Here is a 26,430-nt window from a genome sequence, read left to right on the forward strand (position 1 = left end):
GACTTAGACAAAAATCAAGCCCAAATGTAACCCAAACTAGCTTTGTAAGCAGCAAACACGTCACGATTTAAGTTCAACCAATCAATAAATCGAAAAGACATGGCTGTTCTGAAAGCTTCTAAAGCTTCAGTAAAAGTATTTAAAGGTTTGTTTGCCCACCGTCGTCTTAATCCTCCAGTTAACTGATGCCAAAGAATAAAAGTATAGGCACAGAAAACCAAAATAAAATGGCGCAGTAAACTCCTTTTATCACGAACTTGATATTCTTTAAGTCCTAACCATCCTTTAGCTTCCCTGTAAAAAACTTCTACCCAATTCCTTTGAGAATATGTATCAACTATCCATTGTGGTGTAACAATTGATGAAGATATATTAGTGATGAAGTAGTCAATATCGGTGGCTGCTGAGAAAGTAGAAGCATTCATGACGATAGCAATATTTCGCTTTCCAGTTAAACTTGATATTTCCACTTCACAAGTTACTACCCATAATGTTTTGGGTTTATCCAAATCTGTTTGAATTTCTGTGAAAGCCTCTTTGGGTAAGCTCTGGGCTAATTCATCTAACCGAATTGTTTGTTGAATATTATCTGTTTGATTAACTGTTACTTTTCGATTTTTAGCTAATCCTCCTAAATATTTTAATTGCCGTTTTTCCAACTCTAATAAAAATGATGTATTGTTGCCATATCCAGCATCTACAATTACTATCCCAGGTTGATATTTTCTGTTTAGGGCTTGATCTATTAACTTGATTGCTAGTTCTGGTTTTTTCTCAAATAGAGGATCTTGTTTTCCTTGAGCTAAAGAATCAGCGTGTTGATATAACTCTATATCTAACGGTAAGCTTTTTCTGCCATCATATAAATGCGTTGTTACTACTACGATTCCATTATCTGTTTTGCCAATTTCTCCAATATACTGTCTCCCCACACCAGCAGTAAAATTACCACTTTTTCTATGACCAGAATCATCAATTATTAAGCTAAAACCTCTACTAATTCTCGTTTGACTGCACTTATTCATGATTTCCAATCGACGCTCATTCACCTGCCCACTAGACCAAGGTGCTTCGGTCAAAAAGTGATGTAATCGGTGGTAAGTTACACCTACAGCATTATCCGCCATTTGAAACAGGTTTTTTCTCTCACTTTCCCCCAGTAATCCCCCTATATAGTGTCTAAACTCTCTTTTTTGAGCTTTATGAGTAAACACATCATCAAATCTTTGACACCATCTTTCAAAGCACGGGGGCATCGCTGTGGGAGTGGTTTCTTTCATGAGCTTTTTCTAACGTGAAAGCTATGTTAGTTAAGCATTATACTCTTTTTGGGCTTAATTTTTGTTTAAGTCCCGTTAGAAAGATTCGGATTTTATGTATAGTCTGACCATTTTATCTGGACAAAAGACGGGATAAAAATTGTCGGTACAACTCCTACAGGGAGAGCTACAGTCAGCTTTGGTAATGCGTCCGCAATACTGGTTCTTTCGCTTGGCGGTAGCCTGTCTCTAACTCTTCCAAACTCAGATGTGGCTCAATTTTTATGACTTTTGGCATTACAACCGCACCCATTTATGCACCGATAACTTTATTACGGGTGATTTCCCAGACATCATATTAGATGTGCATGGCGCATGGGGCATTGAGGTAAAACTTCCTTGTCTCCCTTGTCCTTTTTGTTTCCCCCACACCCCCACACCCCCACACCCCCAATTCCCTACCATTTGAACTACTTATCTTTAGCATCACAAAACACTGATAATTGTTAACATCCCTAAAGATGTAAAATTTTTGTTAAATTCAACGAGCATCTATATTTACTCGTCATTATTACAAGGTACTCAGCATGACTGCAATCACACCAAAGGCATCTTCGGCACTTCCACATTTTTGCGAAGGGATTCAATATTTTGGGGAAGTGCTACCAAGTTTTGAAACTTATGGTGCGACTCCTGCAATAGCATCAGGACAAGTAGCGATCGCAGATCCTCAAGACCCTCAAGCTGTGTATCAAACTTTGCTGGCTGCTGATGCTTTGCGCTACTTAACTCTACAAATCACTGGCAGTAAGGCATCTGGACACCCAGGCGGGTTTGCTAGCCAAGCGGAAGCTTACGCAGCTTTGGTCATGCTGGGGTATAAAAATATTATTACAGAAGTCGGACATCACGCACCCGGTTTTTATAGTGCTATGTTCCTTGACCGTTCATTAGAGGACATGGGCATATTTACAGTACAACAATTGCGCGATCGCTTCCGCGAAAAGCATGGACTTTTGGGACACCTTTCCGGTTACATCCCCGGTATTCTCGCCCCCGCCGGGCCTTTGGGACAAGGACAGCACTTTGCAATGGCGGCTGCACTCCTCCACCGAGACAAACTTTTCCCCTTCACCCTGGGCGACGGTGGACTAGGTGAACCCTACATCATGAGTTCAATGGCGCACTTTAACACCGCCTATCCCAGCGTCACCAACTTCTTACCCGTGTTGGTATGGAACGGTTACAGCCAAGAACATCACAGCATGGTTTCCCTGAAAACCAACGCCCAGATGACAGCTTATTGGCAAGGTAACGGTTTTGAGGAAGTCATCTTAGTCGATGCCAAAGAATTTGACGACCAAAACCAACCAGGAGACTATGTAGATAGTACCGCCTTTTCCTTCGAGCAACGCCTTGCCTTTACCAAAGCCGTACTCGTAGCAATGGATAAAGCCGCCCGTTCCGCCCTCAGTGGAAAACTCACAGTCTTTATTATCAAACAACTCAAAGGCGCAGGCGTTCACGCCAGAGGTGCGAAATCTCACAACCTCTATCCGAAAGATACCTTAGACGCGCCCCACATTGTCAGCGCACTCCAAACCCGTGCATTACCCCCAGAAGCTTGGCAAATCGTCAGAACCAACGCCGAACGCGCCGGAGGTGGCCCCGCCGCTAAAACGGTGGTGACAGAATTTGAGTTACCATTGCCAGATTTAGGTACATTACCTTTAGAAGAATATGCAGTAGGCGGCGAACCCAAAGTTTCAACCACCGCAATGGGACGACTAGTCGGTGTAGTCGGACAGAAAGACCAAAATTTCCTCGTCACCAACGCCGACGGTAACGAAGCATCAGGTATAGGTAACATCAACCAAGCTTTAAAGATTATCCACCCCACCACCGACGAATTATATAACCAAGCACCCAACGGGCAAGTTTACGAACCCTTAAGTGAAGATGCTTGTGCAGGTTTAGCGGCTGGTTTATCCTTGATGGGTGCAAGAACCCTGTGGTGTTCCTACGAATCTTTTGCCATCAACGGTTTACCCATTTGGCAAACCGTCACCCAAGCAATGGCAGAATTACGCCGTCAAACTCCCTCAACTATTACCTTATTCACAGCAGGCGCATTAGAACAAGGACGCAACGGCTGGACACACCAACGTCCAGAAATTGAAGCTTACTTTGCTTCCATGATGCGGAACGGTAATGTATTTCCTGTATTCCCCCCCGATGCTAACAGTATCCAAGTTTGTTATGACTGGGCGTTGACAACTAAGAATAAAGGAATTGTCATCACCGCCAGTAAATCACCCTTACCCATTCGCACCACCTTAGAACAAACCCGCCAAGGTTTAGAGGAAGGTGCAGTAGTGTTGCATGAAATTCCTGGTGGAAAGCAAGTTGTGTTTGCTGTCATTGGCGACATGACATTAATTCCCGTATTTGAAGCCGCCGCTTTCTTAGAAACAGAAGGTATCGGAGTGAAGATAGTTTCTGTAATTAATCCCCGTCGTTTATATCGTCCTCATGATGTTGCTTGGGATACCTGTTCTGAAGCTGATGGCAATTTCATTGATGATGCGAAATTCGCTGAATTATTTGATGGTGATGCGTTAATTGGTGTAACTGGTGGTGTGGCTTCGATGTTAGAACCCATCATGTTGCGGAGTAACAGCAAGCGCGATACTTTTGCCTGGAAGCGTGGGGAGACTACAGCTAGTGCTGGTGAGTTGATGGCGTTTAATGGTTTGACTGCTGAGGCGTTGACGAAGCGGGCTATTGAGTTGGTGCATTAAGCTGTGTTTTAACAATAAAAATTAACCGCAGATGCACGCAGATGAACGCAGATAAATTAGCGTTTTTACGTGTATTTGCGGTTAGATATTTAAATGAACATGAGATTCAATAAACGTAATTAATCAAATGACAAAAAACTATGAACTATTTTTCAAGTATAGAACAATACCTTTTATTGTATAAAATAGAACCTTCTGAAGAATACTATAGAGCTATAGAAGATACAATGGCGAAATATCAAGCCAATCCTCCCGATATAATTCAAGAAAACATGAAACATGAAGCTACAATATCAATTATGGGAAATCCAACATTCAAACTCATTCCTGGGTCGAAAGGCGGAGATAAGCTAACTGACTTATTCAGTCAATTTATCAATTGTCCAACTAATGTAACATATAACGCTTTTCTAAAGGCATTAGTAGAATATAAAGCGAATTTTTGAACAATACTAAACTCAATCCCTTTTCTTAATACACATTAAAAATTACTTTAGTCATTGCATAGTGGACTATCTAGACTAAAATTTGGTATCAACCGCCTTGGTCTGCATCATCTGCGGTTAATTATATCTAATTTATAATTCGTAAATATTTAGTGTGTTTAAGTGTAGGTGTTGACAAAATCAACTATTAAAATCAAAGGCTTCAAAAGCCTAGATTTATTTTTCCATTTACTTTAAGCGATCTTTTAGAGGAATTTGTCCAACATCTCTATGATCGGGACAATATGATTTTTGTGCTGCCAACTCTATAGAAATGTTTATAATATCTATATCTGCCGATTCTTCAGGTGTAAGTTTTCCTTGAGATATTAACTCTAGTCCAGTTGCTATATTATGACTTCGTATTTCATCTTTGCTTATACCCTTATTTAGCATTTGGCAATATTCCATGCCTTGCTTTTTTGCCTTTTCCCAACCGTACAATTCATCAAAAATTTTCTTTTGTCTTGCATTTATATCATTACTTTTACTACTGTTCAACAATTGATTGAGTTCAGTATTAAATACTGAATCTTTACTAGAACAACTGTTTAAAAAAATTAATATTAAGATAAAACTTAGATACTTGCCTAATTTAAAAGTTAGTTTTAGCATTATATTCATAATTAATTAGATATACGAAATTTACAAAATAAAAGTAACACATTAATCATAATTTCAACCCAGTGAAATTGCGTAATTTATTGTGTAGTATGGGTTAGCGACAGCGTAACCCACCAAAGCCGTAACTAATATGCAAAACCAATTGATATTTGCGCCGTAACCCAACACTAAATCACCTTAATTTCCAGCATATAGATTTTTGTTGTGAAGATTGAGATAATTTGTTGGGTTTCACTTCGTTCTACCCAACCTACAGGGAGTGCTATGTTAGCCTTAGCATCAATTCTAAAATTTGCAATCATGTAATATTAATTTAAATATTTAACATATGACTACATCGAAAATACAAGCATGACCACAGATGCAGATTATCAAGCAAGAATTATCACTTATGGCTGGGATGACTTAAGGATATTATGGTCAGAAATTAAAACAAAAAGTACCTCAACCTTTTGGGATGAAGGTAAAGCATTAGAATATTTAGTTTTACGTGCATTCCAACTTGATGGCGCGGAAGTCGCTTGGCCTTATACCGTAAAAATTCAAGATACAATAGTAGAACAAATTGACGGGGTAGTATATACAGACGGTCTAGCCTGCTTAGTAGAATGCAAGGACACAGCTAAAGAAGTTAATATTGAACCCATAGCAAAGCTACGAAATCAACTACTAAGAAGACCAGCAACAGCTCTTGGTAGCGTGTTTAGCCGTAGTGGCTTTACAGAAGCAGCAGTGACTTTAACTGGATTTGTTGCACCCCAAGCTATTCTATTGTGGCGAGGAGAAGAAATTGAATACTCACTCACAAATCAATGTATATGTAGATTTCTAGTCAAAAAATACCGTGTTTGTGTTCAAAAATGTATCCCTAATTACGACATTAAAACGGAGCTTTTTCTATGACATTGGTATACATAATTACAGTAGGTAATAAAGATAAAGAAATTTTGCAAAAATTACTGCCAAAAAATCTGACTCAAGAGATTCAATTTATAGCGGGTGAAAGCTCTTATGGTGCGCGTTCTTTAGCTAGTTCATTGCTTGCGACTCGCAACACACCTGTTGCTCTTATCTTAAATGCAGATACAGATAACGAATCTCAAATATGGGAAAGACATGATTTAATTAACTATGCACTAAATCAAGCATCACCTGGGATTCCTTATCAAATCTTTTTTGCAGTTCCCGAAATAGAAATTATATTTTTGCAAGATAAATCATTAATCGAAAAAATAGCACAACGGCAATTTAATGATTTAGAATGGCAATTGGCTCAAAGTAAACCTAGAGAGTTTTTGGAGACAGTATTTGGAAAAGGTGAACAAATAAATGCCAAAATATTTGACAACATCACAGAGCAAGAGATAGAAGTATTACAGAAACATCCATTAATAGAATCAATAATAACTTTTATTGCATCACTGATTCCATCCTCTGTTGCAATTAATTGAGCATCTGTAGAAGGAATTACGCGATTAGATATTTAGCAACCTACATTAGAACAATGACAGATACACATGGAAAAGTTCAACTAACCTTAGAATTAACACCCGAACTAAATCAAACCCTCGAAGAACTAGCCAATACAATAGGTACTACTAAAAGCGATGTTCTCCGTCAAGCTATCACATTAATGCAAAGTATAGTGACAGCAAAAGAAGAAACGCTGACTTCTACTTTTTCTCCGCCAACCCTAGAAGCTTTATCTGAACTTAACCCCTGGACACAAAACCTTATAGGTGTAATTCGTCTAGACTCAGAAAATCCAGAGGAAAGTTATGTAAATTACCTAGAGGAGAAATATAGTTGAAGCGCGTATTGTTTGACACTGATGTATTACTTGATATTTTAGCACAGCGTCAACCTTTTGTTGTCGCTTCTGCACAAGCATTGAATACAGTAATGACAAAACAAGTGCAAGGTTTTGTCTCAGGACATGGCGTTACTAATATTTTCTATATTTTACGTAGGCAAATTGGGAATGAAGTAGCACGTAAGCTAATAGAAAATTTATTGCTACACATTCAAATTGCTAGTGTTACAGACACAGTTATTCACCAAGCATTGCGAAGTTCTATTAAAGATTTTGAAGATGCCGTAACAGTTGCAGCAGCGATAAATGCAAATTTAGAAATAATTATTACAAGAAATAAGAGTGATTTTATACTTTCACCATTGCCAGTAATGTTACCAGAAGAATTTTTAGAAATATTTTCTGAGTAACCATTAGAGGCTATTTTTCAATGTTTTTTATCACATCCACCATCAAGGAATCACGCGATTAGACTGGATACAGAATCTCTATTCACCTATTCTAGATGCAGGTTTAGAGTTTCAAATCACAGAAAGTTACTTTTAACCTAGAGAATTAGTGAGTTAAGTATGAATGATTTCTACAATTTACTGCAAAAAATCAAAAAAAGACCTGCGATGTATTTAGGTAAAAATTCTATTTTTAGCCTGCAAGCCTTTTTAGACGGCTACTACTTTGCACGTCGAGAGATTGGTATTAACTTAACAGAAGAAGAAATACAATTCCAAAATTTTCTACAATGGATAAGACACAGATTTAATGTAGAAACAGGTCAGTTATGGTCAAGTATTATTCTTTTTCATTCAGCAGATGAAAAAAGTGCAGTGGATAGATTTTTTACTTTGTTTGAAGAATTTAATCAACAGCAGAAAAATCAGGAAATAGAGAAAATTGATCAAGTAGTTCTGTAACAATTCAGATACCAGCATTCTAAGATTGATAATTTTTATGATAGCCGTAGTATTTCTAGGCTATACTACCAATAGTATGACTTTGAGTAAGATATGGCTAAAATCTCAATTTCATTGCCAGATGAATTACTAACTTACATTGACCAAAAAGTTGAAAATCGTAGTGCGCTGATTGAAAGTCTCTTGAGACAATGGCAAGAAAAACAACAAGATGAAGCACTAGCGACAGCCTGCGCTTTGGTTGATGAATTAGAATTAGGTTGGAAAAGCGAATGGCAGAATTATTACGACAGGTACAAAACATTCTGCGAAGATATCTAAGTTTAAACGTCTAGAAAATTAATTCTCATCATAATACGCAAGATAATTGCTAATTTTATAGTTAAAAAATAGTGGCGATCGCCTACTCTACATAAAACGCGATCGCCATCAAAACTATACCATCCTCACCAATATCTTTCATAAACCCTCTGCGCCCCTCCGCGTCAACCTCCGCGCCCCTCTGCGTTTAAAAATCAAACATCGATAACCCACCGCAAGCCCTATAATCAAAATAAAGTCATAACCATCATTTAACTATGACTCTCCAAGCCTTAGATAAAAATACCTCAACTCCAGAACAGCGATTTCTCCTACCTGGTTATTACACTTGGGAAGAATTCGAGACTATAGAAAACTTAACCGCAGATGCAGCAGGGTTGCGGATAACTTATTTTGATGGGTGCATTGAATTTATGACGCTAGGTGAACAACACGAAATGATTAAAAGCGTGATTGGGATATTATTAGCATTATACTTTTTTGAAAAAGGTATAAACTTTATCCCAGTAGGTAGTGCTACGCGTCGCGCCAAAGAAAAAAGTGCATCCTTTGAACCAGACGAATCTTATTACATAGGGGAAAAAAAAGACAATCCAGATTTAGCAATTGAAGTTAATATCACCAGTGGCAGTATTGACAAACTAGATAAATACAAACGATTTAATATTACTGAAGTTTGGTTTTGGGAAAATAATCAATTATCTCTATATTGCTTGAAAAACGATAACTATGAGCAAATTAATCAAAGTGAATTATTCCCAGATTTAGATACAAATTTATTAGCAAATTGTGTTTTAATGCCTTCAATTATTGATGCTAGAAAATACTTCCTGCAAGGAATTAAAAAATAGCTGTAGTTTGGTTTGCCAACACCAAAAAGATCATAACTTAGAAGCGGGAAGCCAACTGAGCCGTTTCCTATCACTCTGGCAAGAGAAAAATAAATTTTAGGTTGGGTTATGGCTTAATTCCCATAGACTACAGCGTCAACCCCAAAAATACTAAGGTGTTTCGGTGTTGGGTGACTGGTCGAGAAAGCCTAGCCCATATCATTAAACTATATAACTCCTGAGTTTTGATCCATCCACCCCAACGGATCAACTCGATATTTAATAGTTAATCCGTGGTAGCACGATTTAAGGTACAATCAAAAACCTGCCAATAAATGACAAAGCTTGCTGACAGGAGATGCTTGATATGGCCCGGATGTACTATGACGAAGATGCAAATTTAGACCTTTTAGCTGGAAAAACCATTGCAATTATCGGCTATGGCTCCCAAGGTCATGCCCACGCCCTAAATTTAAAAGATAGTGGTTTAAATGTAATTGTAGGGCTATATCCGGGTAGTAAGTCGGCAGAAAAAGCCCAAGCAGCTGGGTTAACAGTCAAAAGTGTAGCAGATGCTGCTAGTGCTGCTGACTTCATTATGATTTTGTTACCTGATGAAGTCCAAAAAACAGTTTATAAAAACGAGATTGAGCCAAATCTCAAAGCTGGTGATGTGTTAGCTTTTGCTCACGGTTTTAACATTCACTTTGGACAAGTTGTACCACCTGCAAATGTAGATGTGGTAATGGTTGCACCCAAAGGCCCTGGCCATTTAGTAAGACGCACTTACGAACAAGGACAAGGCGTACCAGCTTTGTTTGCAGTATATCAAGATGCCACTGGTAAGGCACGCGATCGCGCGATGGCATACGCTAGAGGTATCGGTGGAACTCGCGCCGGGATTCTGGAAACTACTTTCCGTGAAGAAACCGAAACCGATTTGTTTGGTGAACAAGCAGTATTATGCGGTGGTTTGAGTGCCTTAATCAAAGCTGGCTTTGAAACTTTAGTAGAAGCCGGTTATCAGCCAGAATTAGCTTATTTTGAATGTCTGCACGAAGTGAAGCTAATTGTGGACTTGGTTGTCGAAGGTGGTTTAGCCACAATGCGCGATAGCATTTCTAATACTGCTGAATACGGCGATTATACCCGTGGACCCCGGATTGTCAACGCCCAAACCAAGGCGGAAATGAAGAAGATTCTCAGCGAGATTCAATCTGGACAATTTGCACGGGAATTTGTGCTGGAAAATCAAGCCGGTAAACCAGGATTCACTGCTATGCGTCGTCAAGAAGCAGAACACCCCATTGAAGAAGTTGGTAAAGATTTACGGGCAATGTTTAGCTGGTTGAAGAAAGTTTAAAAAATTCTTTTAAATCGCATATAAAGGCACAAAGCGGCTGAAAACTGCTTTGTGTCTTTGTTTTTTGGTGTTAAATTGTCATCAAATACTAAATTTACATCTATGTCAAACCTGAGATTGCAGCAGCTAGCTAAAACCTTAGCTTTTGTCCTCCTAACTGCTCCATTGTGTTGGCAAAATCCAGTTGCAGCCCAGCCAGAACAGAAATTATTACCATTCTTTGATAATGTAGATAACCCTGTGCGTGTAGGTTTCCCTAGAGGACAACAAGTAGATATTACACCACCACTACCTAAGTTGAATTCTTTCGACCAAGCTGTACTTGCAACGTGCGGCCCTATCGGTACAAGAGTCAGCCCTAATAAATTTAAACAGTTAATGGCTGCTTATCCAGAAGTATTGCAAAAACTGCAAAAAGTTAGTGGTGGTGAACTAATCTCAGGACGCAAAAACAAGGCTCAATTTTTGGAAGATTTAACGAATATTTGGTTTAAGCGTCGCGGATTTGAACATATTTTCTGTGGCGAGATTTATAACGCTAATGATATTGGGGGGTTGCATTTTTATGGCAGATATTTACAACTCCAAAATCAAGGCATTGGTGGTAGATTACCCAACAATCAGCGACGAGAAGAAGTTGTTCCAGGTGTAATTTATACAATGGGTGTAGTTATAAAACAAGGCAATCAGACAGTAACAGATGTCATTAAAGGTTACAGTTACATCAGCAATGCTGAAGAAATGCTATTAGATGCTACCCAAGCATTTAAAAAACAAAAAAATACCGAAGGTGCGTGTATTTACAATGTCCAAGATCAGGACACAGACAGGACTTTTCCGACAGTTTTTGTGAGGAAAGACCAGGCTATTATTACTTTCTACCCTGATGCTACTCCTCAAGGGGCAAAATGTAGAAATTGAGATGAGATCAGGGACTAGGAAGAAGCAGCAGGACAAGCGAAGGGTGGAGCAGGGGGAAAATCCCATGCCCAATGCCCACCCTTCACTGTTAACGCTAAATTATTAATATTCTTGCTAAGTTGTTGAGCCTTTGATAAACAGGGATAATTCGTTCACCTTCAAGTTCAACAGTATCCTCTGGATAATTACGAATAGCTCCTATGAGTGTAACTTTACCATCTTGGCTAATAGATGCGGTGACAGCACTTCGGAGTCCTTCCTTGTCTAGTGGTTTTGCAGTAGGACGAATTACCTCGCCAATTTGGGAAACTAAAATCTGCCCTGTCCAACCAGACAGCAAATTATTTAAAAGAGCAGGGTTAGCTTTGATGCCCTCTGTGAGTGCTTGACGAGCTAAAACTGGATCTTGTTGAGATGCTTGGAAATAGGCTTCTAGTGTCGGCGTAATTTCACCAGTAACGGCAAATTTATTCAACTCTTCTACAGAGATAGGAGCTTGAAAATTGCCATACTTTAAAATTACTTGTTCCGCAGCATAAGCATTAGTATTTAGCAGGAAAACACTAATTCCCATACCTAAAGCTGCTGTTTGAGATATTAGTTGCTTGAATGGATATTTGTAGAGTCGTTGAAGAATTGGAAAAAACTGCATCTTGTTGAATTTCCTAGTAGTAAAAGCGGACACAAGCGTAAAATCCGAATTTTATTCAAGGGCGATATATCTACTAGGTTATCTAAAAAAAATCAGGTTTTTTAAATTTATAAAGAGGGATTTTCCAGATCCAGTGAAAAGTCAGACGCGTTTCCCGGCATCAACCAAGAATCATGGACAGACATAAAAGTGCTGCGTCTCTACCAGGATTTCAGGTAACGCATCATTAACTTCTGGAAATGTTTAACAGTTACAGCATATAGTTCAAGAATACTGAAAATGTTACTCCTAGTCTGCATATGTTGGAGCAAAACTATCAACAACCATTGGTGAAAGTAGCACATCATACGCCAATGGTAGAAGCGATCGCCCAGATGTATCAAGCCCAAAGTAGTTGTGTGTTGGTGCTGAATACTCAAGAATTAGTCGGTATTGTTACACAAACAGATATTGTACGGGCGATCGCTCACCAAATTAACTTTGCAGACATGACTATTGGAGAACTCATGAGTCAACCTGTGATCACTGTGAGTGAAACAGAAGCCCAGGATATCAACACAGTCTTAGCACTTTTCCAGCAACATCCAATTCGTCATTTACCTATAGTTGACAGTGGTACAGGGGTGCTAGGTGTAATCACTCTAGAGGCTGCCAAAACAGCACAGATGGCTCAGTTACTCTCACACACAGAAACTAGATTAAATGATATTCTCAATAGCGCGATCGCCACTTCCATTGTCAGTTTTCGCGTATTTCCCAATTCCGATTGGGAATATGACTACCAATCTCCTGGCTGTGAAACCCTCTTTGGCTATACATCACAGGAATTTCTCAGCAATAAGCATCTGTGGTTGTCAAGAGTACATCCCCAAGATTTAGAAACGGTGATTATGTCTGGGTTTGCAGATATCTTTGCCGGGAACACGTTCAATTTTGAGTATAGATTTCATCACAAAGATGGTTCTCTGCGTTGGATTGGTGCTACTCATAGTTCCCGTTACGACGCAGAGGCAAACTGCTGGATGGTGACAGCAACTAATATTGATATTAGTGAACGCAAACAAACAGAAGCCGCATTGCGACATAGTGAAGAAAGATGGCAATTAGCGATCGCAGGCACAGATGAAGCCATTTGGGATTGGGATGTAGCTACTAATTATACCTTTCGCTCAGACCGTTGGTTTGAAATGTTGGGATATGAACGCCACGAACTCAGTAGTTTTGATGATGAGTGGAGTATTCGCCTCCATCCCGATGATTATGAGCGAGTCATGGCAGAGCAAGCAGCTTATCTACATCGGCAAGTGCCATTGTATAGCTCAGAGTATCGTCTCCGGCGCAAAGATGGCAGCTACAGGTGGTTTCGCTCACGGGCTAAAGCTGTGTGGGATGAGGCAGGAAATCCCATCAGATTAGTTGGTTCCTTGGGGGACATTACCGAACAAAAAGCTGCACTGTGGGAACTGCAACAAATTGAGGCAGAACTGCGGGAGAGTAAACACTTTATTGAGCAAGTTATTAATCATTCCGCCCAGCTTTTATACATTTTTAACCCGATAATTGGTAGTAATGTTTTTCTTAATCGCCAATCTGTTGAGATATTGGGTTATACCCCCGAAGAAATTCAGGAACGAGGCGCACAATTTTTTGTTGATGTTTTGCATCCCGATGATTTACCTCTACTTGAGCGCAACCTGAACTACTGGAAAAAAGCCGCCGATGGCGAAGTTCTAACCACTGAGTGCCGCATGAAACACAAGGATGGTGCTTGGCGGTGGTTGCGATCGCGGGAGGTAGTATTTGCTAGAGATGAGAATAATCGTCCTAGTCAAGTCTTAGGTACAACCCAAGACATTACTGATAGCAAACTGGCTGAATTAGAAATTCTTCAGAATCGCGACTTACTAGCAGCTATTTATAGCGGATCAGCCGATGCTTTGTTTCTGGTAAATCCCCACACACTGCTGATTATGGATTGTAATCAACGGGCAGTGGAATTATTTGCTGCCTCCAGCAAAGCTGAATTGATTGGTACTGATGGTCAAAATCTCCAAAAACGACGGTTTACTGATGAAGAAGTAGCTAGTGTCATTGAAGAACTACATCATCAAGGTTTTTGGAGTCGAGAAGTTGAATACATCACCAAACAAGGTAATTCTTTTTGGGGAAACCTAGCTGTTAAACAAATTTACGTTGTTGGTGAGGAGATTCATTTAGTCCGCGTCACAGATATTACCCAACGTAAACTAGCAGAACTCGCTTTGCATGAGCGAGAAACCATGTTGCGGAGTATTGGTGATAACCTGCCTAATGGGGCAGTATATCAGGTAATTCGAGAACTAGATGGGAGCGATCGCCTCACTTACATCAGTGCTGGAATTGAACGCATCAAAGAAATTAAGGTAGAAGATGCACTCCGAGATATAAGTTTCCTCCATAGCCAGTTTATTCCAGAGGATGTTCCAGGCTTTCAGCAAGCCGTTGATGAATCCATGCGTCATCTATCTATATTTGATGTTCAGATGCGTATCCGCACCCCTAGTGGTGTACTAAAATGGCTGCACTTTCGTTCCACACCCCGGCAATTACTAGATAATCGTGTAGTTTGGGATGGGCTAATTGTTGACATAACTGATATCAAGCGTACTGAAGAAACTCTCCGCCAAAGTGAAGCCAGATTAGCAGAATCTCAGCAAGTTGCTCGACTGGGTAATTGGGAGTATGACTTAGCTACCTGCAAAATTAGCTGGTCAAAGGGACTTTTTGACCTCTTCCAGCGAGATCCAGCCTTGCTAGAACCAAGTTATGAAGGCAATTTACAACTGTACCACCCAGAGGATAGGCAAAAACTGCACCAAGCTGTAGAAAGGGCCATTTCCACTGGGGAAGCTTATAAATTGATTTTGCGTGCATTCAAAGCTGATGGCTCTCTGATGTATGTTGAAGCAATTGGACAGGTAGAATTTAATGCACAAGGACAAATAATTCGCCTTTACGGAACTGCCCAAGACATTACTGAACAGCAAGTGGCATTGCTTGAGCTACAACAAGCAGAAGCAGCTTTACGAGAGAGTGAGCGACGATTTCGGGCAATTTTCAATAATACATTTCAATTAACCGGACTACTGACAGTTGAGGGAGTTTTGCTAGAAGCAAACCAGACTGCGCTGGATTTCGCAGGTATCAAATCTGAAGATGCCATCAATCGTCCATTTTGGGAAACATACTGGTGGACAATTTCACCTCAAACTCAAGAGGAATTAAGACAAGCAATTACCCTTGCGGCTCAAGGTGAGTTTATCCGTTATGAGGTGGATATTTTAGGAGCAAATAACCAAGTCGCAACAATTGATTTTTCCTTGCGCCCACTTCATGATGAGACAGGGAAGGTAGTTTTGTTGATTCCTGAAGGACGAGATATTACTGAACGACAAGCCGCTTTACGTGAACGCCAGCAAGCAGAACAAGCACTTCAAGAAAAAGAGCATTTTTTAAGCAGCATTTATGAAGGTGTTGGTAATCCGATTTTTGTTGTAGATGTTGTGGATGGTGATTTTCATTTTGCCGGTTTAAACCCCGCCCATGAAAGGCTTACAGGTTTACTCTCTAGGGAATTAAACGGTAAAATCCCTGAGCAGGTTCTCCCACCTGCGGAAGCTGCAACTGTACGCCAGCATTATCAGAATTGTCTGAAGGCGGGGCAAACTATTACTTATGAGGAAAATTTGTATCTGAAAGACCAAGATACCTGGTGGATCACTAGCATCACTCCTTTAAAAGATGAAAATCAAAATATTTACCGCATAGTTGGTAGTAGCATAAATATCACTGAACAAAAACGCGCTCAAAAAATGCTAGAGTTACAAGCCGTCATAACTCGCAACATGGCAGAAGGACTTTGTTTAATCCGAGAAAATGATGGTGTGATTGTCTACACCAACCCAAAATTTGAGCAGATATTTGGTTATGACGCTGGAGAATTAATTGGTGAGCATATTTCAATTATTGACTATGAAGATGAACATACCACGGCTGAGGAAGTTCATGAGGCGTTAGCGAAGCTGTCCGAAGAAATCGCAGCTGCTGTCATGCAATATGGTGAAGCAACCTATGAAGTCCAAAATATCAAAAAAGATGGGACTCCCTTCTGGTGTCAAGCAACCACATCTGTCTTTGAGCATCCTGAGTATGGAACAGTATTAGTTGCTGTGCAGCAAGATATCACTGAGAAAAAACAAACACAAGAGAAAATCACAGCCTCATTGAAAGAAAAAGAGGTACTACTCCAAGAAATTCACCATCGAGTCAAGAACAACTTAGGCATTGTCAGCAGTTTATTACAAATGCAGTGCCGACGGACACAAGACCTCCAAGCAACTGCTATCCTGCGAGATAGTCAAAACCGCATTGCCTCAATTGCTCTAGTACATGAAAAACTTTACCGCTCTGACGATTTAGCTAATATAGATTTTGCCCAATATATTCCTGACTTAACAACTCATTTATTTGACTCTTATAACGTTAGCTCTAGCTATATTCGACTAAATATTCAAGTTGATGATGTCAGTTTAGATATTGAAACAGCTATTCCTTGCGGCTTAATTATTAATGAATTAGTGTCCAATGCTTTAAAATACGCTTTCCCTAATAATCTCACAGGTGAAATTACCGTTAGATTACATCAACAAAATCAGAGTTATTTGACACTGATTGTCCTAGATAATGGTGTAGGGCTACCTGAAAACTTTGATACTAAAAAAGCTAAAACATTAGGTATAACTCTGGTGCGTGGTTTAGTTCAACAACTTAAGGGAACCCTTGAGATTAAAACTCTCCCAGGAACAGAATTTAAAATTCATTTTCCCAAAAATTAGGTATAAAAGTTAAGTTTATTCCATTTCCCCCCTTTTTAAGGGGGGTAGGGGGGATCAATAAGTCTCTAAAATCACAGCCAATCACTTCTCACACAACCTCTTAGCACTTACCACTGTGCCATAGTTGATTTGCGGAGAAGCAAGATTAGTGTAAAATCATGCCATTGGAAAGATGAATCATACTTAATACTTAGGTCATTCTCAATGGTCATTAATCAGAATAAACCCTATCCCAAAAAGTTAATCTTGTGTTTAGGTGTTTTGTGTGGTGCTGTGGGTACAGTGATTTCCCAGCCAGTTTATTCACAGCAGACTAATAATGTACCTTCCTTCAGAATTCTCAGAGTCACTGCTACGGGAGGTACAACTTTCAAGCTTCAAGACAACTGGTTTCGCCAATCTAGTGCAATTACAGAAAATAGTAAAAAGTGTCCTGTCAGATCAGGCGACAAGTTTTTTATTGCGTCTATTAATGATAATCGCAACAGCACTACAGAGTACCGTGAAGGTAATCGGGTAGAAAAACTCAGAGATTACTATACTGTCACGTTTGATAAAACACTGGCTTGTAATCAGCAAAATCAAACATGGTATATATTTAAAAACCATGTACAACAATTACAAGCTGTGCCGATTCGCTAGTTTTTGATTGCTCAGATTTATCTCTTAAGATTGTTACAGAATATCTGTTAATTTCTCTAACAATCTATCTGCTAAATCTGAGCTTTCAGTCTTGCCTAACAGATTTTTTACAGCAGTTAACCTGTCTTGTGCGGGAGTAATTCTCCACATTTCTTCTAAGTTTACTGCTACATCAAAAAGTGAGCGATCGCCTAAATATTGGCGTAACCTGATGGCGACAGCATCATCACTGACTAAAAACTCTTTAATCTTGTCTAATACCACATTACAGAAGAGTTCATCATGTCCCCAAGTTTCTAGCCAGTCGCTATCCACATCTTCTATATAAACATGGATGAAATTTACACCATACCTCAACCAGTCTTGCTGCATTTGTCTGGCTGTTGCTAAAGCTTCAGTAAATGTTTCCATCTGATTGTTGTAGCTATTGGTTGGTTTGTTGTTAGCCATATCAAGCCGTGATGGGCAAATAAATTATGTAAGTCAAGACAAAAATGCAAATTTTTAGATCATTAAGAGAATTTCAAATACTTGCCCCCAGCCAGATAATCACTGTTATAAAGTGCTATGGTTACTAACTGGTTAATAAAATTATCACCTTGGGGATTGTAACTTAAGAATAATCCTCTTTCTATATCCCAAGAACGTAGCGTATTTTCCCATGCTTGGTACTTTTGGTTATTGAGTTCTTCACTAACACTGGTCAATTGAATGCAGAGTGGTTGCCCGTGATGATTACTTACAATTAAATCTGTTGCCATAGAAAGATCTGCAATATAACGCTGCCAAAAACTTCCATCTCGACTGGCAATATTCTGCGCTATAGCTTTAATGATATCATCATCTCCTTGATTAAACTCACCTGCCATTAATTTTTGTTTCCAAATATAAAACTTGGAATCACTGGCGTTAATCCACCTAGGGAAAAGATCACCGTACCAGTATCTTTCGTTAGGGGTCATTTGGGCAAACTTGGCTGTTTGCGCTTCTATCGATGGTAGTGATTTAATCATCAGCCAAATTGTAGAATCAGTAATTACCTCCAACAGAAACGCCAGGACAAATGGTTTGGCAGTCAGCGAACCAGGCTTGATATTTTTTACCCAACGATTAATCTCATCTAATTTTTTGGCTAAATTAGGATCTATCGAGGCGGCTTGCTCGATGAGTAATTTTAATTTTTCCTTAATATCTTGTGCTTGCAAGCGATCGCCTACTTCCTAATAACTAGAGCTTTTGATCAAAAATATCAATATCTCAGTGCTGAATATCTTTCATCAAGTAAAAAGTTAATTATGATTTTATATTTCATGAATACATGAGCATTGGGTAATTTTCAGCATTGATATCAGAGATTTTACCTGGGATTAACAACGGTAGATTCAGAACCTCTAAGGATTTATCATACCCTCTAAAGCTCAGTATAGCCAAAATCGCCATGAATTGATATGCGGTAAGCCATCCGCTATAAATGCAAGAAACATTCTCTTTCTCTCTTCACTGTCACCTGTCATCTGTCACCTGTCACCTGTCACCTGTCACCTGTCACCTGTCACCTGTTACCAAGTCCCATAACTTATCCATTGTTTCCTCTTCTAGCCTACTTAACGAAAATCAAAGCACTGGTGGGTAACTTTGGGTACAGAATAGTTTTCAGTCACAACATCTTTACACACGAAAGTTATGTCTGAGTCAACCATAGAATCTATCCTACAAGAGAAGCGTTTATTCCATCCCCCAGGAGAATTCTCACAGCAAGCCCATATTAAAAGCCTAGAAGATTACCACCATCTCTACGATCAAGCCAAAGCTGATCCGCAGCAATTTTGGGCGCAATTAGCAGAAACTCAGTTGCATTGGTTCCAAAAATGGGACACAGTGCTAGATTGGCAACCACCTTTTGTGAAGTGGTTTGTTGGCGGTAAGATTAACATTTCTTACAACTGTCTTGACAGACATCTGACTACTTGGCGCAAAAATAAAGCCGCATTGATTTGGGAAGGGGAACCAGGGGATTCTCGGACTCTCACCTATGCCCAACTGCATCGGGAAGTGTGTCAATTTGCCAATGTCCTCAAGCAATTGGGAGTAAAAAAAGGCGATCGCGTCGGTATTTATATGCCCATGATTCCCGAAGCGGCGATCGCCATGTTAGCCTGTGCCAGAATTGGCGCACCCCACAGCGTTGTCTTTGGTGGTTTTAGTGCGGAAGCACTGCGCGACCGCTTAAATGATGCCGAAGCAAAATTAGTGATTACAGCTGATGGAGGTTGGCGCAAAGATGCCATTGTACCTCTCAAGGAACAAGTAGATAAAGCGATCGCTGATGGTCTTGTCCCTAGTGTTAAAGATGTACTTGTAGTACAACGAACTGGGCAGAAAACCCACATGGAACCAGGACGTGACCATTGGTGGCATGATTTACAAAAAGGCGTATCGGCTAACTGTCCCGCCGAGCCGATGGACAGTGAAGATATGCTGTTCATTCTCTATACTTCTGGCAGTACAGGGAAACCCAAGGGCGTTGTCCATAGCACTGGCGGTTACAACTTATACACCCACATGACCACCAAATGGATTTTCGACTTGCAAGACACAGATGTTTATTGGTGTACTGCTGATGTCGGTTGGATTACTGGACATAGTTATATTGTTTACGGTCCCCTTTCCAATGGCGCAACTACATTAATGTATGAAGGTGCGCCCCGTGCTTCCAATCCCGGTTGTTTTTGGGATGTCATCGAAAAATACGGTGTTACAATTTTCTACACCGCACCAACAGCAATTCGGGCATTTATCAAAATGGGTGAACACCATCCCAAAGCCCGCAATATGTCTTCCCTGCGCTTACTGGGAACCGTCGGCGAACCGATTAACCCCGAAGCTTGGATGTGGTATTACAAAGTGATTGGTGGTGAACGCTGTCCCATCGTTGATACTTGGTGGCAAACGGAAACCGGCGGGATCATGATTACACCCTTACCAGGGGCAATTCCCACCAAACCAGGTTCAGCAACTCTCCCCTTCCCTGGGATTCTGGCCGATGTGGTGGATTTAGATGGTAACTCTGTCGGTAATAACGAAGGCGGTTACTTAGCAGTACGCCACCCCTGGCCGGGAATGATGCGGACTGTCTACGGTGATCCGGAACGCTTCCGCCGCACCTACTGGGAACACATACCCCCCAAAGATGGCAAGTATACTTACTTTGCTGGGGATGGTGCGAGAAAAGATGAAGACGGCTATTTCTGGGTCATGGGGCGCGTAGATGATGTACTGAATGTTTCAGGACATCGCCTCGGCACGATGGAAATTGAATCAGCCTTAGTTTCTCACCCAGCAGTAGCAGAGGCGGCGGTAGTCGGTAAGCCTGATGAACTCAAAGGCGAGGACGTGGTAGCATTTGTGACTTTAGAAGGCACTTATCAACCGAGTGACGATTTGAGCAAAGAACTGAAAAAACACGTAGTTGCAGAAATTGGTGCGATCGCCCGTCCCGGTGAAATTCGCTTTACTGACGCACTACCCAAAACGCGATCGGGTAAAATCATGCGGCGATTACTGCGAAATCTCGCCGCCGGACAAGAGGTTTCTGGTGATACTTCCACTTTAGAAGATAGAAGTGTCTTAGATAAGTTACGGGAAGGAGCTTAAATCATTCCAGATTTACAGTACAAAATTTCTCAAATGTGGAATCTGTTAGTCACAAAGTAAAATATAGCACTGTTTAATGATGTGGGGTGGGCAGAAAAGCCTACCCTTTATTGTGCTAGCAAAATTAAAATAGGTATATACATGAGGGATGCACTAGGACAAAGAGGGGAAGCAATCTTCACAGTATTAATGACAGAGTTTCACTCTCATGCTGGCCCTATTTTTAAACCGCAGTTTTTAGGAGATAAATGGCAGTATGTTGATTTTATTGTAGAGTTGGTAGGATGTAGTCAATCTGTTCCTTACTTCTTCGTACAAGTGAAAACAACAAGAGCAGGCTATACCAAAAAACTTAATCGCCTCAAGGTTAAAGTCAAAAAAGAAAGCGTAATTGGTTTAGCGTTGTATCCTGCACCCACTTATATAGTAGGGATTGATGAAGTTCAAGAGAAAGGTTACATAGTTTCTGCAAATGGCGAAATTATTGCTTCTCTATCAAGCCTCTCCACAGAGTTTCCAATTAATAAGCAGAATAGAGAAATTTTATGGCAAGAAGTTAATGATTTCTGGAGTAGATATGATAGCACTCTGTTAGCCTCAAGATTTACTGATCAAGACTGGAGATAATATCATGAAAACTAAAACACCTTGGTATATTGGTCAACGAGCCGAATCTCTTGCAATAGTTTACTTAACTCGTCGAGATGATTTAAAAGCCTCTAAGCAAACAGCAGGGCAAGGATTAGATTTTTTAGTAACAATTACCAAAGATGGTATTAATAGTGGTAGGCTTTTTGGCGTAGAAGTAAAAGCAACAGTTTCTAACTCTGAATTAATTGCACATGATGAGACATGGAGCCTTAAAAATCATAGTTATCTTAAGATCAGATCTCTCATTGATTTACCATTTCCAGTTTGCTTATTTTTCTTTACTTTAGACAATGACCAAGGATACTACAAATGGGTTTTAGAACCTATTTTTCAAGCAGAAAATCATGATAATTTGCGTTTAAATATAGATAATAAATTCAAAAAACTTAATGATCAAGAAATAGCTAATATTGTTGCCAGTGTCAATTATTGGTATGACAATAAGCATAAATTAATGTCTTGATTCAGGCAATTACCAAAATCACTCATCTTTTGATGTAGGTTTATTTGTGCGTATACTACCAAACTCGTTGTATGATGGGGATCAGAGCATGATTGAGGGATTGGGCGGTGCAACAAAACAGGCAAGTAACATCATTGTTTGTTCAACCTCTGAGCTATTTATCGTTGAGTATCATCGCTGTAATTGGGGTATTCCCCATCACTGCACAAGCACAGGAACAACCAGCACACAAGTTAGCCTGTGAAGAAGTTTTAAATAATCGACAGCAACAATCGCAACAGAAACAAGTCCAAAAACTGGCACAATTTACCGATTCATCCCAAGAGCGATCGCAACTGATTCAACAAGCAAATGAGTTATACAATCGGCGCGACTTCAAAAGCGCAGCAGAAAGTTTATGCCAGTTAATTAAAAAATATCCCAGAGACGCTTTTGGACACTTTCAGTTAGGTAATGTATTTTTTCGTCGCCAACAACCGGAAGTAGCAATTAGCTCCTACCAAGAAGCAATCCGTCTTAACTCTCAATATGCCTTAGCTTATAATGGGATTGGTGTAGTTTATGCTAGTCAAACTCGCTGGCAAGATGCCATTGAGGTATATGAAAAAGCTCTGCAAATTAATCCCAATTATGGCGATGCGTTGATTAATTTTGGTCAAGCATTATGGCAAGTAAATAGAAAAGATGAAGCTAGAGCTTCTTTAGAAAAAGCTTTAAATATCTTCAAATCACAAAAGAGAAACGAGAAAGTTTACCAAGTTGAACAAATTTTACAACAGATAAAAACATTAGATAACCCTAACATTTCTTAGTTAGTAGGGTGCGTCAGTCACGGAAGTTGTGAACATGGTAAGGAATATTTTGTACTGACGCACCCTTGTATATTGACAGTTTATGCCAAAGAAGAAAACCCTAAATTAGGGGGAATATCTTGAATGCGTCCTTGCCCGATCGCCTGTAATGCTTCTCTTAAGCTAATATCACCAGTATATAAAGCACGTCCCACAATCACACCTGTAACACCCTGCGGTTCTAACGCCAACAGACTCAGCAAATCGGTGACAGAACTCACACCACCGGAAGCAATCACGGGTATAGAAATTGCGCCAGCAAGTTCTCGCAAAGCTTCTAAATTCGGGCCAGAGAGAGTACCATCACGGTGAATATCAGTATAAATAATAGCGGCTGCACCAAGTTCTTGCATTTGTACAGCTAGTTGGGTAGCTAAAACTTCCGAAGTTTCCAACCAACCGCGAGTGGCTACCAATCCATTACGCGCATCTATACCGATAATAATTTGTTCGGGAAATTGTTGGCAGAGTTCTTGGACTAACTGGGGTTGTTCCACAGCGACAGTACCGAGAATCGCCCAGCGTACACCCAAATTAAACACCTGTTCTACACTGGCTTGATCCCGTAGCCCTCCACCGATTTCAATCGGTACAGAAATAGCTTCAGCGATTGCTGCAATTGCCCCTAAGTTTACTACTTTACCCGCTTTTGCCCCATCTAAATCGACGATGTGCAATCTCGTTGCACCTTGATCCACCCACTGTTTAGCAACATCAACCGGATTTTCGCTAAAAACTTGTGAGCGATCGTAGTCTCCTTGATACAGTCGCACACAGCGACCATCCAGTAAATCAATCGCTGGAATTACATCCATAGAAATTTCCCCTGTTTAATTAAGTAGTGCCGAGTCAAAATCCCAATCCCCAGTCCCCAGTCCCCTTACACCTGCTTTCTACCTTCCTTTAACTGCCTGACAGCTTGAGCAAAACCCACAACAATTAAAATATTGGAAAGAGTCAAGAAAACTTCCGCGCCACCGTGTAGCCAATCTACATTAGCTAAGGCTTCCCCATAATGGACTTTGGCATAAATTCCTGCCGGAATTGTCACCGCCACAAAAACCAAAGTGCCGTAAAATCCATACAGTGCTAAACGGGGCATTTGTTGACTGCGGCTGATAAACCACAAGAAACCCAAATAAGGAAACAGTGATACAGCAAATAGGGTGTCTTTAGATATCATCGCTCTGATTTAATAGATTTTGCCTCAAAAGAATTCTCTGCTATTTCGGTACTGCGGGAAGAACGCCAAATCAACACCGCCGCAGCCCAAAGGGTAAAATTACCAACTACAGTCATGGTAGCTTGCAGTGTTACCAACCATTCTAAAGATTCGGCATTGTCGAAATAATGCCAAGTACAAGCACACATAGCACTCACCAAAGCTGGTAACATCGCCAGGGACAATCCCCACCAACTGCGATTCCCAGTGAGTTCACCGTAAGTCCAGATTAACCAAATCGCGGCAATCCACTCAATAACGCTAGAAACATGAATAATCCAAGTAGGAATTGAAAGGGCGTGCATAGAAATTCAAAATTCAAAATAGTCTACGACAAGGCTTGCGCCTACAAAATTCAAAATTCAAGAGTCATTAGTGACTCTTCCTTGTCTTCCTTGCCTCCCTCATTTCCCCAGACTCATCTTCATCTTCCCACAGGTCAATTCAACTTTTTGTAGCAAGATGGCTGACATCTGGTGAACTACTGAGAAAAACTTGATAACCTTAAATCCAACATCCAAAATTTGCAATGGGAACGATGCGATCGCTATTATCTGGATATTACGGCAAAGGTAACGGTGGTGATGAGGCTTTATTAGCCACACTCCTGCAAATGCTACCATCTCATGTTACTCCTGTGGTGCTTTCTGGTAATCCAGAGGAAACGCGCGATCGCTACAATGTAGAAGCATACGATCGCATGGCTCCCTTGACTGTACTGCAAGCTTTACGCTCCTGTGATGCTTTGATTTGGGGTGGTGGCAGTTTAATCCAGGATGTTACTAGCACCATTAGCCCCTTTTATTATGGTGGGTTGATGGCGTTGGCTCAGGGCATGGGTTTAAAAACTATTGCTTGGGCGCAGGGTATTGGCCCCTTGGTACGCCCGCCAACACGTTGGTTAGCCAGACGTAATTTTGCTGGTTGTACCAAAGTCAGTGTACGCGATCGCGCCAGTGCTGCCTTATTATCTGATTGGAAAATTCCCCATATCATCGCACCTGATCCGGTTTGGGCTTTAGCAGCTAAACCAGTTCCAGAACTTGCTGATTTACCTACGCCTAGAGTAGCTGTCACTTTAAGAAAGCATCCGCAATTAACAGCAGCACGTTTAGCTAATTTAACTCGCGCTTTAGTAGAATTTCAAAAATTAACGCAGACTTACATTCTCTTGCTACCATTCCAAAAGAGTGAAGACTTAAGTATTGCCGAAGCAATTCAATCGCATTTACAAGACGTAAGCCAAATTTTATGTTTAGAAGATCCGCAAATTTTAAAAGGCGTTTTTCGCAGTGTAGAAATGGCAATTGGGATGCGGTTACACAGTTTAATTATGGCAGCTAGTGAAGGTTGTCGCTGTTTTGCCTTGAGTTATGATCCCAAAATAAATCGGTTGATGGAAGATTTAGCAATACCAGGATGGGATTTATTTGATATACCAGATGATGCAAATGTAATTACTAAAACTTGGTTGGAGTGTTACAACAAGAGTGAGGCATTATCACCTGATAAAATTAAATCTTTAGTTGATGGTGCTTTAATACACAGGCAATTATTACAGGAAGTTTTCAGTTTTTCATAGGACTCCTATTTAATTTCTGTTGGCGTAGCCTGCGCTGGCACATGGATCAATTCAAAATTCACGCATAGTCTACGACATCTCTACGAGAGGCTAACGCCAACGCGTAGCGTCTGTCTTTGCTATGCAACGCTACTGCGAACGACACGCTCCGCGAACGTAGAGAAGGCTTGCGCCTACAAAATTAAAGTTTCAAAACTTAAAAATAAATGAGTGATTGCTTGAATTGAATGGATAATTTTGATATTTTTCCTTAGCTCTGTAATGGAAATATACTAACGCTTTGAGATTAATCCTCTCTTGCTAAAAGTAAAGTTTATTTGCAACCACTTCCATACAAATTTAGAGGTGCTAATCTAGTAATTGAAGCTACAAAGCTTCCCTGGCAGATGTAACAGCTAGAGTGTAGTTCAGTATAAGAGGTAAAAAACGCTGTTTAATTTGAAGTCTGTCTCGTTCAAAACCGACAACACCCAACGCGAAAGTTGATATTTCCTCAAATAGCCAAAAATGA

General features: G+C 40.2%; 26 protein-coding genes. 18 read left to right on the forward strand and 8 right to left on the reverse strand.

Going from position 1 to position 26,430, the window contains the following annotated elements:
* Positions 1 to 14: 14 nt before the first annotated feature.
* Complete coding sequence (locus NOS7524_RS09855; RefSeq protein WP_015116159.1) at positions 15 to 1,280, reverse strand: IS701 family transposase; 1,266 nt, start codon at positions 1,278 to 1,280, stop codon at positions 15 to 17.
* 566 nt (positions 1,281 to 1,846) lie between these two features.
* Here NOS7524_RS09855 and NOS7524_RS09860 point away from each other — a divergent pair.
* Together NOS7524_RS09860 and NOS7524_RS09865 are read left to right on the forward strand one after the other, a co-directional pair.
* Positions 1,847 to 4,060, forward strand: a complete 2,214-nt coding sequence (locus NOS7524_RS09860; protein WP_015138330.1) for a phosphoketolase family protein — start codon at positions 1,847 to 1,849, stop codon at positions 4,058 to 4,060.
* Positions 4,061 to 4,200: 140 nt separating this feature from the next.
* Complete coding sequence (locus tag NOS7524_RS09865) at positions 4,201 to 4,506, forward strand: hypothetical protein (RefSeq protein ID WP_015138331.1); 306 nt, start codon at positions 4,201 to 4,203, stop codon at positions 4,504 to 4,506.
* Positions 4,507 to 4,734: 228 nt separating this feature from the next.
* Here NOS7524_RS09865 and NOS7524_RS09870 read toward each other — a convergent pair whose 3' ends face one another.
* Complete coding sequence (locus tag NOS7524_RS09870) at positions 4,735 to 5,169, reverse strand: hypothetical protein (RefSeq protein WP_041555265.1); 435 nt, start codon at positions 5,167 to 5,169, stop codon at positions 4,735 to 4,737.
* A 351-nt stretch (positions 5,170 to 5,520) separates the two neighbouring features.
* Between NOS7524_RS09870 and NOS7524_RS09875 the strand changes: the two genes are divergently transcribed.
* The 9 genes from NOS7524_RS09875 (at position 5,521) to NOS7524_RS09915 (ending at position 11,328) form a co-directional block, all read left to right on the forward strand.
* Positions 5,521 to 6,072, forward strand: a complete 552-nt coding sequence (locus NOS7524_RS09875) for a restriction endonuclease (RefSeq protein ID WP_015138334.1) — start codon at positions 5,521 to 5,523, stop codon at positions 6,070 to 6,072.
* A complete protein-coding gene (locus tag NOS7524_RS09880) occupies positions 6,069 to 6,620 on the forward strand; it encodes a hypothetical protein (protein WP_015138335.1) in 552 nt (183 codons plus the stop codon). The genes NOS7524_RS09875 and NOS7524_RS09880 overlap by 4 nt, the downstream gene beginning before the upstream one ends.
* A 53-nt stretch (positions 6,621 to 6,673) precedes the next feature.
* Positions 6,674 to 6,979 (forward strand): CopG family transcriptional regulator, encoded by a 306-nt coding sequence (locus NOS7524_RS09885; RefSeq protein WP_015138336.1) that lies wholly within the window; start codon positions 6,674 to 6,676, stop codon positions 6,977 to 6,979.
* Entirely contained in the window at positions 6,976 to 7,392 is a 417-nt protein-coding gene (locus NOS7524_RS09890; protein ID WP_015138337.1) for a PIN domain-containing protein, read from the forward strand. Before NOS7524_RS09885 ends, NOS7524_RS09890 begins: the two co-directional genes overlap by 4 nt.
* A gap of 159 nt (positions 7,393 to 7,551) precedes the next feature.
* The gene (locus NOS7524_RS09895) at positions 7,552 to 7,893 is read left to right on the forward strand and encodes a hypothetical protein (RefSeq protein ID WP_015138338.1); all 342 of its coding nucleotides are present in this window, start codon (positions 7,552 to 7,554) and stop codon (positions 7,891 to 7,893) included.
* Positions 7,894 to 7,986: 93 nt separating this feature from the next.
* Positions 7,987 to 8,214: a ribbon-helix-helix domain-containing protein gene (locus NOS7524_RS09900; protein ID WP_015138339.1), complete on the forward strand. Its 228-nt coding sequence runs from the start codon at positions 7,987 to 7,989 to the stop codon at positions 8,212 to 8,214.
* Between the two features lie 257 nt (positions 8,215 to 8,471).
* Positions 8,472 to 9,065, forward strand: coding sequence for a Uma2 family endonuclease (locus NOS7524_RS09905; RefSeq protein WP_015138340.1), 594 nt, complete (start codon positions 8,472 to 8,474; stop codon positions 9,063 to 9,065).
* A gap of 346 nt (positions 9,066 to 9,411) precedes the next feature.
* Positions 9,412 to 10,407, forward strand: a complete 996-nt coding sequence (ilvC, locus tag NOS7524_RS09910; protein WP_015138341.1) for a ketol-acid reductoisomerase — start codon at positions 9,412 to 9,414, stop codon at positions 10,405 to 10,407.
* Between the two features lie 102 nt (positions 10,408 to 10,509).
* A complete protein-coding gene (locus NOS7524_RS09915; protein ID WP_015138342.1) occupies positions 10,510 to 11,328 on the forward strand; it encodes an EndoU domain-containing protein in 819 nt (272 codons plus the stop codon).
* A 94-nt stretch (positions 11,329 to 11,422) separates the two neighbouring features.
* Here NOS7524_RS09915 and NOS7524_RS09920 read toward each other — a convergent pair whose 3' ends face one another.
* Complete coding sequence (locus NOS7524_RS09920) at positions 11,423 to 11,980, reverse strand: alpha/beta hydrolase (protein WP_015138343.1); 558 nt, start codon at positions 11,978 to 11,980, stop codon at positions 11,423 to 11,425.
* Positions 11,981 to 12,279: 299 nt separating this feature from the next.
* On the opposite strand from NOS7524_RS09920, the gene NOS7524_RS09925 reads away from it, so the two are divergent.
* Together NOS7524_RS09925 and NOS7524_RS09930 are read left to right on the forward strand one after the other, a co-directional pair.
* On the forward strand, positions 12,280 to 16,854 hold the full coding sequence (locus tag NOS7524_RS09925) for a PAS domain-containing protein (RefSeq protein ID WP_015138344.1): 4,575 nt from the start codon (positions 12,280 to 12,282) through the stop codon (positions 16,852 to 16,854).
* Between the two features lie 204 nt (positions 16,855 to 17,058).
* A complete protein-coding gene (locus NOS7524_RS09930) occupies positions 17,059 to 17,496 on the forward strand; it encodes a hypothetical protein (protein ID WP_015138345.1) in 438 nt (145 codons plus the stop codon).
* Positions 17,497 to 17,529: 33 nt separating this feature from the next.
* Here NOS7524_RS09930 and NOS7524_RS09935 read toward each other — a convergent pair whose 3' ends face one another.
* A complete protein-coding gene (locus NOS7524_RS09935; protein ID WP_015138346.1) occupies positions 17,530 to 17,946 on the reverse strand; it encodes a hypothetical protein in 417 nt (138 codons plus the stop codon).
* Positions 17,947 to 18,008: 62 nt separating this feature from the next.
* Complete coding sequence (locus NOS7524_RS09940; protein WP_015138347.1) at positions 18,009 to 18,701, reverse strand: hypothetical protein; 693 nt, start codon at positions 18,699 to 18,701, stop codon at positions 18,009 to 18,011.
* A gap of 478 nt (positions 18,702 to 19,179) precedes the next feature.
* Here NOS7524_RS09940 and acs point away from each other — a divergent pair, with 478 nt between their 5' ends.
* The 4 genes from acs (at position 19,180) to NOS7524_RS09960 (ending at position 23,076) form a co-directional block, all read left to right on the forward strand.
* Positions 19,180 to 21,150, forward strand: coding sequence for an acetate--CoA ligase (gene acs / locus NOS7524_RS09945; protein WP_015138348.1), 1,971 nt, complete (start codon positions 19,180 to 19,182; stop codon positions 21,148 to 21,150).
* 141 nt (positions 21,151 to 21,291) lie between these two features.
* Complete coding sequence (locus NOS7524_RS09950; RefSeq protein WP_015138349.1) at positions 21,292 to 21,777, forward strand: DUF4365 domain-containing protein; 486 nt, start codon at positions 21,292 to 21,294, stop codon at positions 21,775 to 21,777.
* 4 nt (positions 21,778 to 21,781) lie between these two features.
* Positions 21,782 to 22,264 (forward strand): DUF4365 domain-containing protein, encoded by a 483-nt coding sequence (locus tag NOS7524_RS09955; RefSeq protein WP_015138350.1) that lies wholly within the window; start codon positions 21,782 to 21,784, stop codon positions 22,262 to 22,264.
* Between the two features lie 107 nt (positions 22,265 to 22,371).
* A complete protein-coding gene (locus NOS7524_RS09960; RefSeq protein WP_015138351.1) occupies positions 22,372 to 23,076 on the forward strand; it encodes a tetratricopeptide repeat protein in 705 nt (234 codons plus the stop codon).
* 80 nt (positions 23,077 to 23,156) lie between these two features.
* Here the strand turns inward: NOS7524_RS09960 and hisA are convergent, their stop codons facing one another.
* The 3 genes from hisA to NOS7524_RS09975 form a co-directional block, all read right to left on the reverse strand.
* A complete protein-coding gene (gene hisA / locus NOS7524_RS09965; protein ID WP_015138352.1) occupies positions 23,157 to 23,930 on the reverse strand; it encodes a 1-(5-phosphoribosyl)-5-[(5-phosphoribosylamino)methylideneamino]imidazole-4-carboxamide isomerase in 774 nt (257 codons plus the stop codon).
* A gap of 65 nt (positions 23,931 to 23,995) precedes the next feature.
* On the reverse strand, positions 23,996 to 24,298 hold the full coding sequence (locus tag NOS7524_RS09970; RefSeq protein ID WP_015138353.1) for a DUF3593 domain-containing protein: 303 nt from the start codon (positions 24,296 to 24,298) through the stop codon (positions 23,996 to 23,998).
* Complete coding sequence (locus tag NOS7524_RS09975; protein ID WP_015138354.1) at positions 24,295 to 24,642, reverse strand: DUF2499 domain-containing protein; 348 nt, start codon at positions 24,640 to 24,642, stop codon at positions 24,295 to 24,297. The genes NOS7524_RS09970 and NOS7524_RS09975 overlap by 4 nt, the downstream gene beginning before the upstream one ends.
* Before the next feature lie 224 nt (positions 24,643 to 24,866).
* Between NOS7524_RS09975 and csaB the strand changes: the two genes are divergently transcribed.
* Entirely contained in the window at positions 24,867 to 25,919 is a 1,053-nt protein-coding gene (gene csaB, locus NOS7524_RS09980; protein ID WP_015138355.1) for a polysaccharide pyruvyl transferase CsaB, read from the forward strand.
* The last annotated feature ends 511 nt before the right edge of the window (positions 25,920 to 26,430 follow it).

Origin of the sequence: Nostoc sp. PCC 7524 (genome assembly GCF_000316645.1) — a bacterium.
Classification (GTDB): domain Bacteria; phylum Cyanobacteriota; class Cyanobacteriia; order Cyanobacteriales; family Nostocaceae; genus Trichormus.

Coding starts and splice junctions, on each gene's coding strand:
- NOS7524_RS09855 (WP_015116159.1), bottom strand. CDS start 1,280: ATGAAAGAAACCACTCCCACAGCGATGCCCCCGTGCTTTGAAAGATGG.
- NOS7524_RS09860 (WP_015138330.1), top strand. CDS start 1,847: ATGACTGCAATCACACCAAAGGCATCTTCGGCACTTCCACATTTTTGC.
- NOS7524_RS09865 (WP_015138331.1), top strand. CDS start 4,201: ATGAACTATTTTTCAAGTATAGAACAATACCTTTTATTGTATAAAATA.
- NOS7524_RS09870 (WP_041555265.1), bottom strand. CDS start 5,169: ATGAATATAATGCTAAAACTAACTTTTAAATTAGGCAAGTATCTAAGT.
- NOS7524_RS09875 (WP_015138334.1), top strand. CDS start 5,521: ATGACCACAGATGCAGATTATCAAGCAAGAATTATCACTTATGGCTGG.
- NOS7524_RS09880 (WP_015138335.1), top strand. CDS start 6,069: ATGACATTGGTATACATAATTACAGTAGGTAATAAAGATAAAGAAATT.
- NOS7524_RS09885 (WP_015138336.1), top strand. CDS start 6,674: ATGACAGATACACATGGAAAAGTTCAACTAACCTTAGAATTAACACCC.
- NOS7524_RS09895 (WP_015138338.1), top strand. CDS start 7,552: ATGAATGATTTCTACAATTTACTGCAAAAAATCAAAAAAAGACCTGCG.
- NOS7524_RS09900 (WP_015138339.1), top strand. CDS start 7,987: ATGGCTAAAATCTCAATTTCATTGCCAGATGAATTACTAACTTACATT.
- NOS7524_RS09905 (WP_015138340.1), top strand. CDS start 8,472: ATGACTCTCCAAGCCTTAGATAAAAATACCTCAACTCCAGAACAGCGA.
- ilvC (WP_015138341.1), top strand. CDS start 9,412: ATGGCCCGGATGTACTATGACGAAGATGCAAATTTAGACCTTTTAGCT.
- NOS7524_RS09915 (WP_015138342.1), top strand. CDS start 10,510: ATGTCAAACCTGAGATTGCAGCAGCTAGCTAAAACCTTAGCTTTTGTC.
- NOS7524_RS09920 (WP_015138343.1), bottom strand. CDS start 11,980: ATGCAGTTTTTTCCAATTCTTCAACGACTCTACAAATATCCATTCAAG.
- NOS7524_RS09925 (WP_015138344.1), top strand. CDS start 12,280: ATGTTGGAGCAAAACTATCAACAACCATTGGTGAAAGTAGCACATCAT.
- NOS7524_RS09930 (WP_015138345.1), top strand. CDS start 17,059: ATGGTCATTAATCAGAATAAACCCTATCCCAAAAAGTTAATCTTGTGT.
- NOS7524_RS09935 (WP_015138346.1), bottom strand. CDS start 17,946: ATGGCTAACAACAAACCAACCAATAGCTACAACAATCAGATGGAAACA.
- acs (WP_015138348.1), top strand. CDS start 19,180: ATGTCTGAGTCAACCATAGAATCTATCCTACAAGAGAAGCGTTTATTC.
- NOS7524_RS09950 (WP_015138349.1), top strand. CDS start 21,292: ATGAGGGATGCACTAGGACAAAGAGGGGAAGCAATCTTCACAGTATTA.
- NOS7524_RS09955 (WP_015138350.1), top strand. CDS start 21,782: ATGAAAACTAAAACACCTTGGTATATTGGTCAACGAGCCGAATCTCTT.
- hisA (WP_015138352.1), bottom strand. CDS start 23,930: ATGGATGTAATTCCAGCGATTGATTTACTGGATGGTCGCTGTGTGCGA.
- NOS7524_RS09970 (WP_015138353.1), bottom strand. CDS start 24,298: ATGATATCTAAAGACACCCTATTTGCTGTATCACTGTTTCCTTATTTG.
- NOS7524_RS09975 (WP_015138354.1), bottom strand. CDS start 24,642: ATGCACGCCCTTTCAATTCCTACTTGGATTATTCATGTTTCTAGCGTT.
- csaB (WP_015138355.1), top strand. CDS start 24,867: ATGGGAACGATGCGATCGCTATTATCTGGATATTACGGCAAAGGTAAC.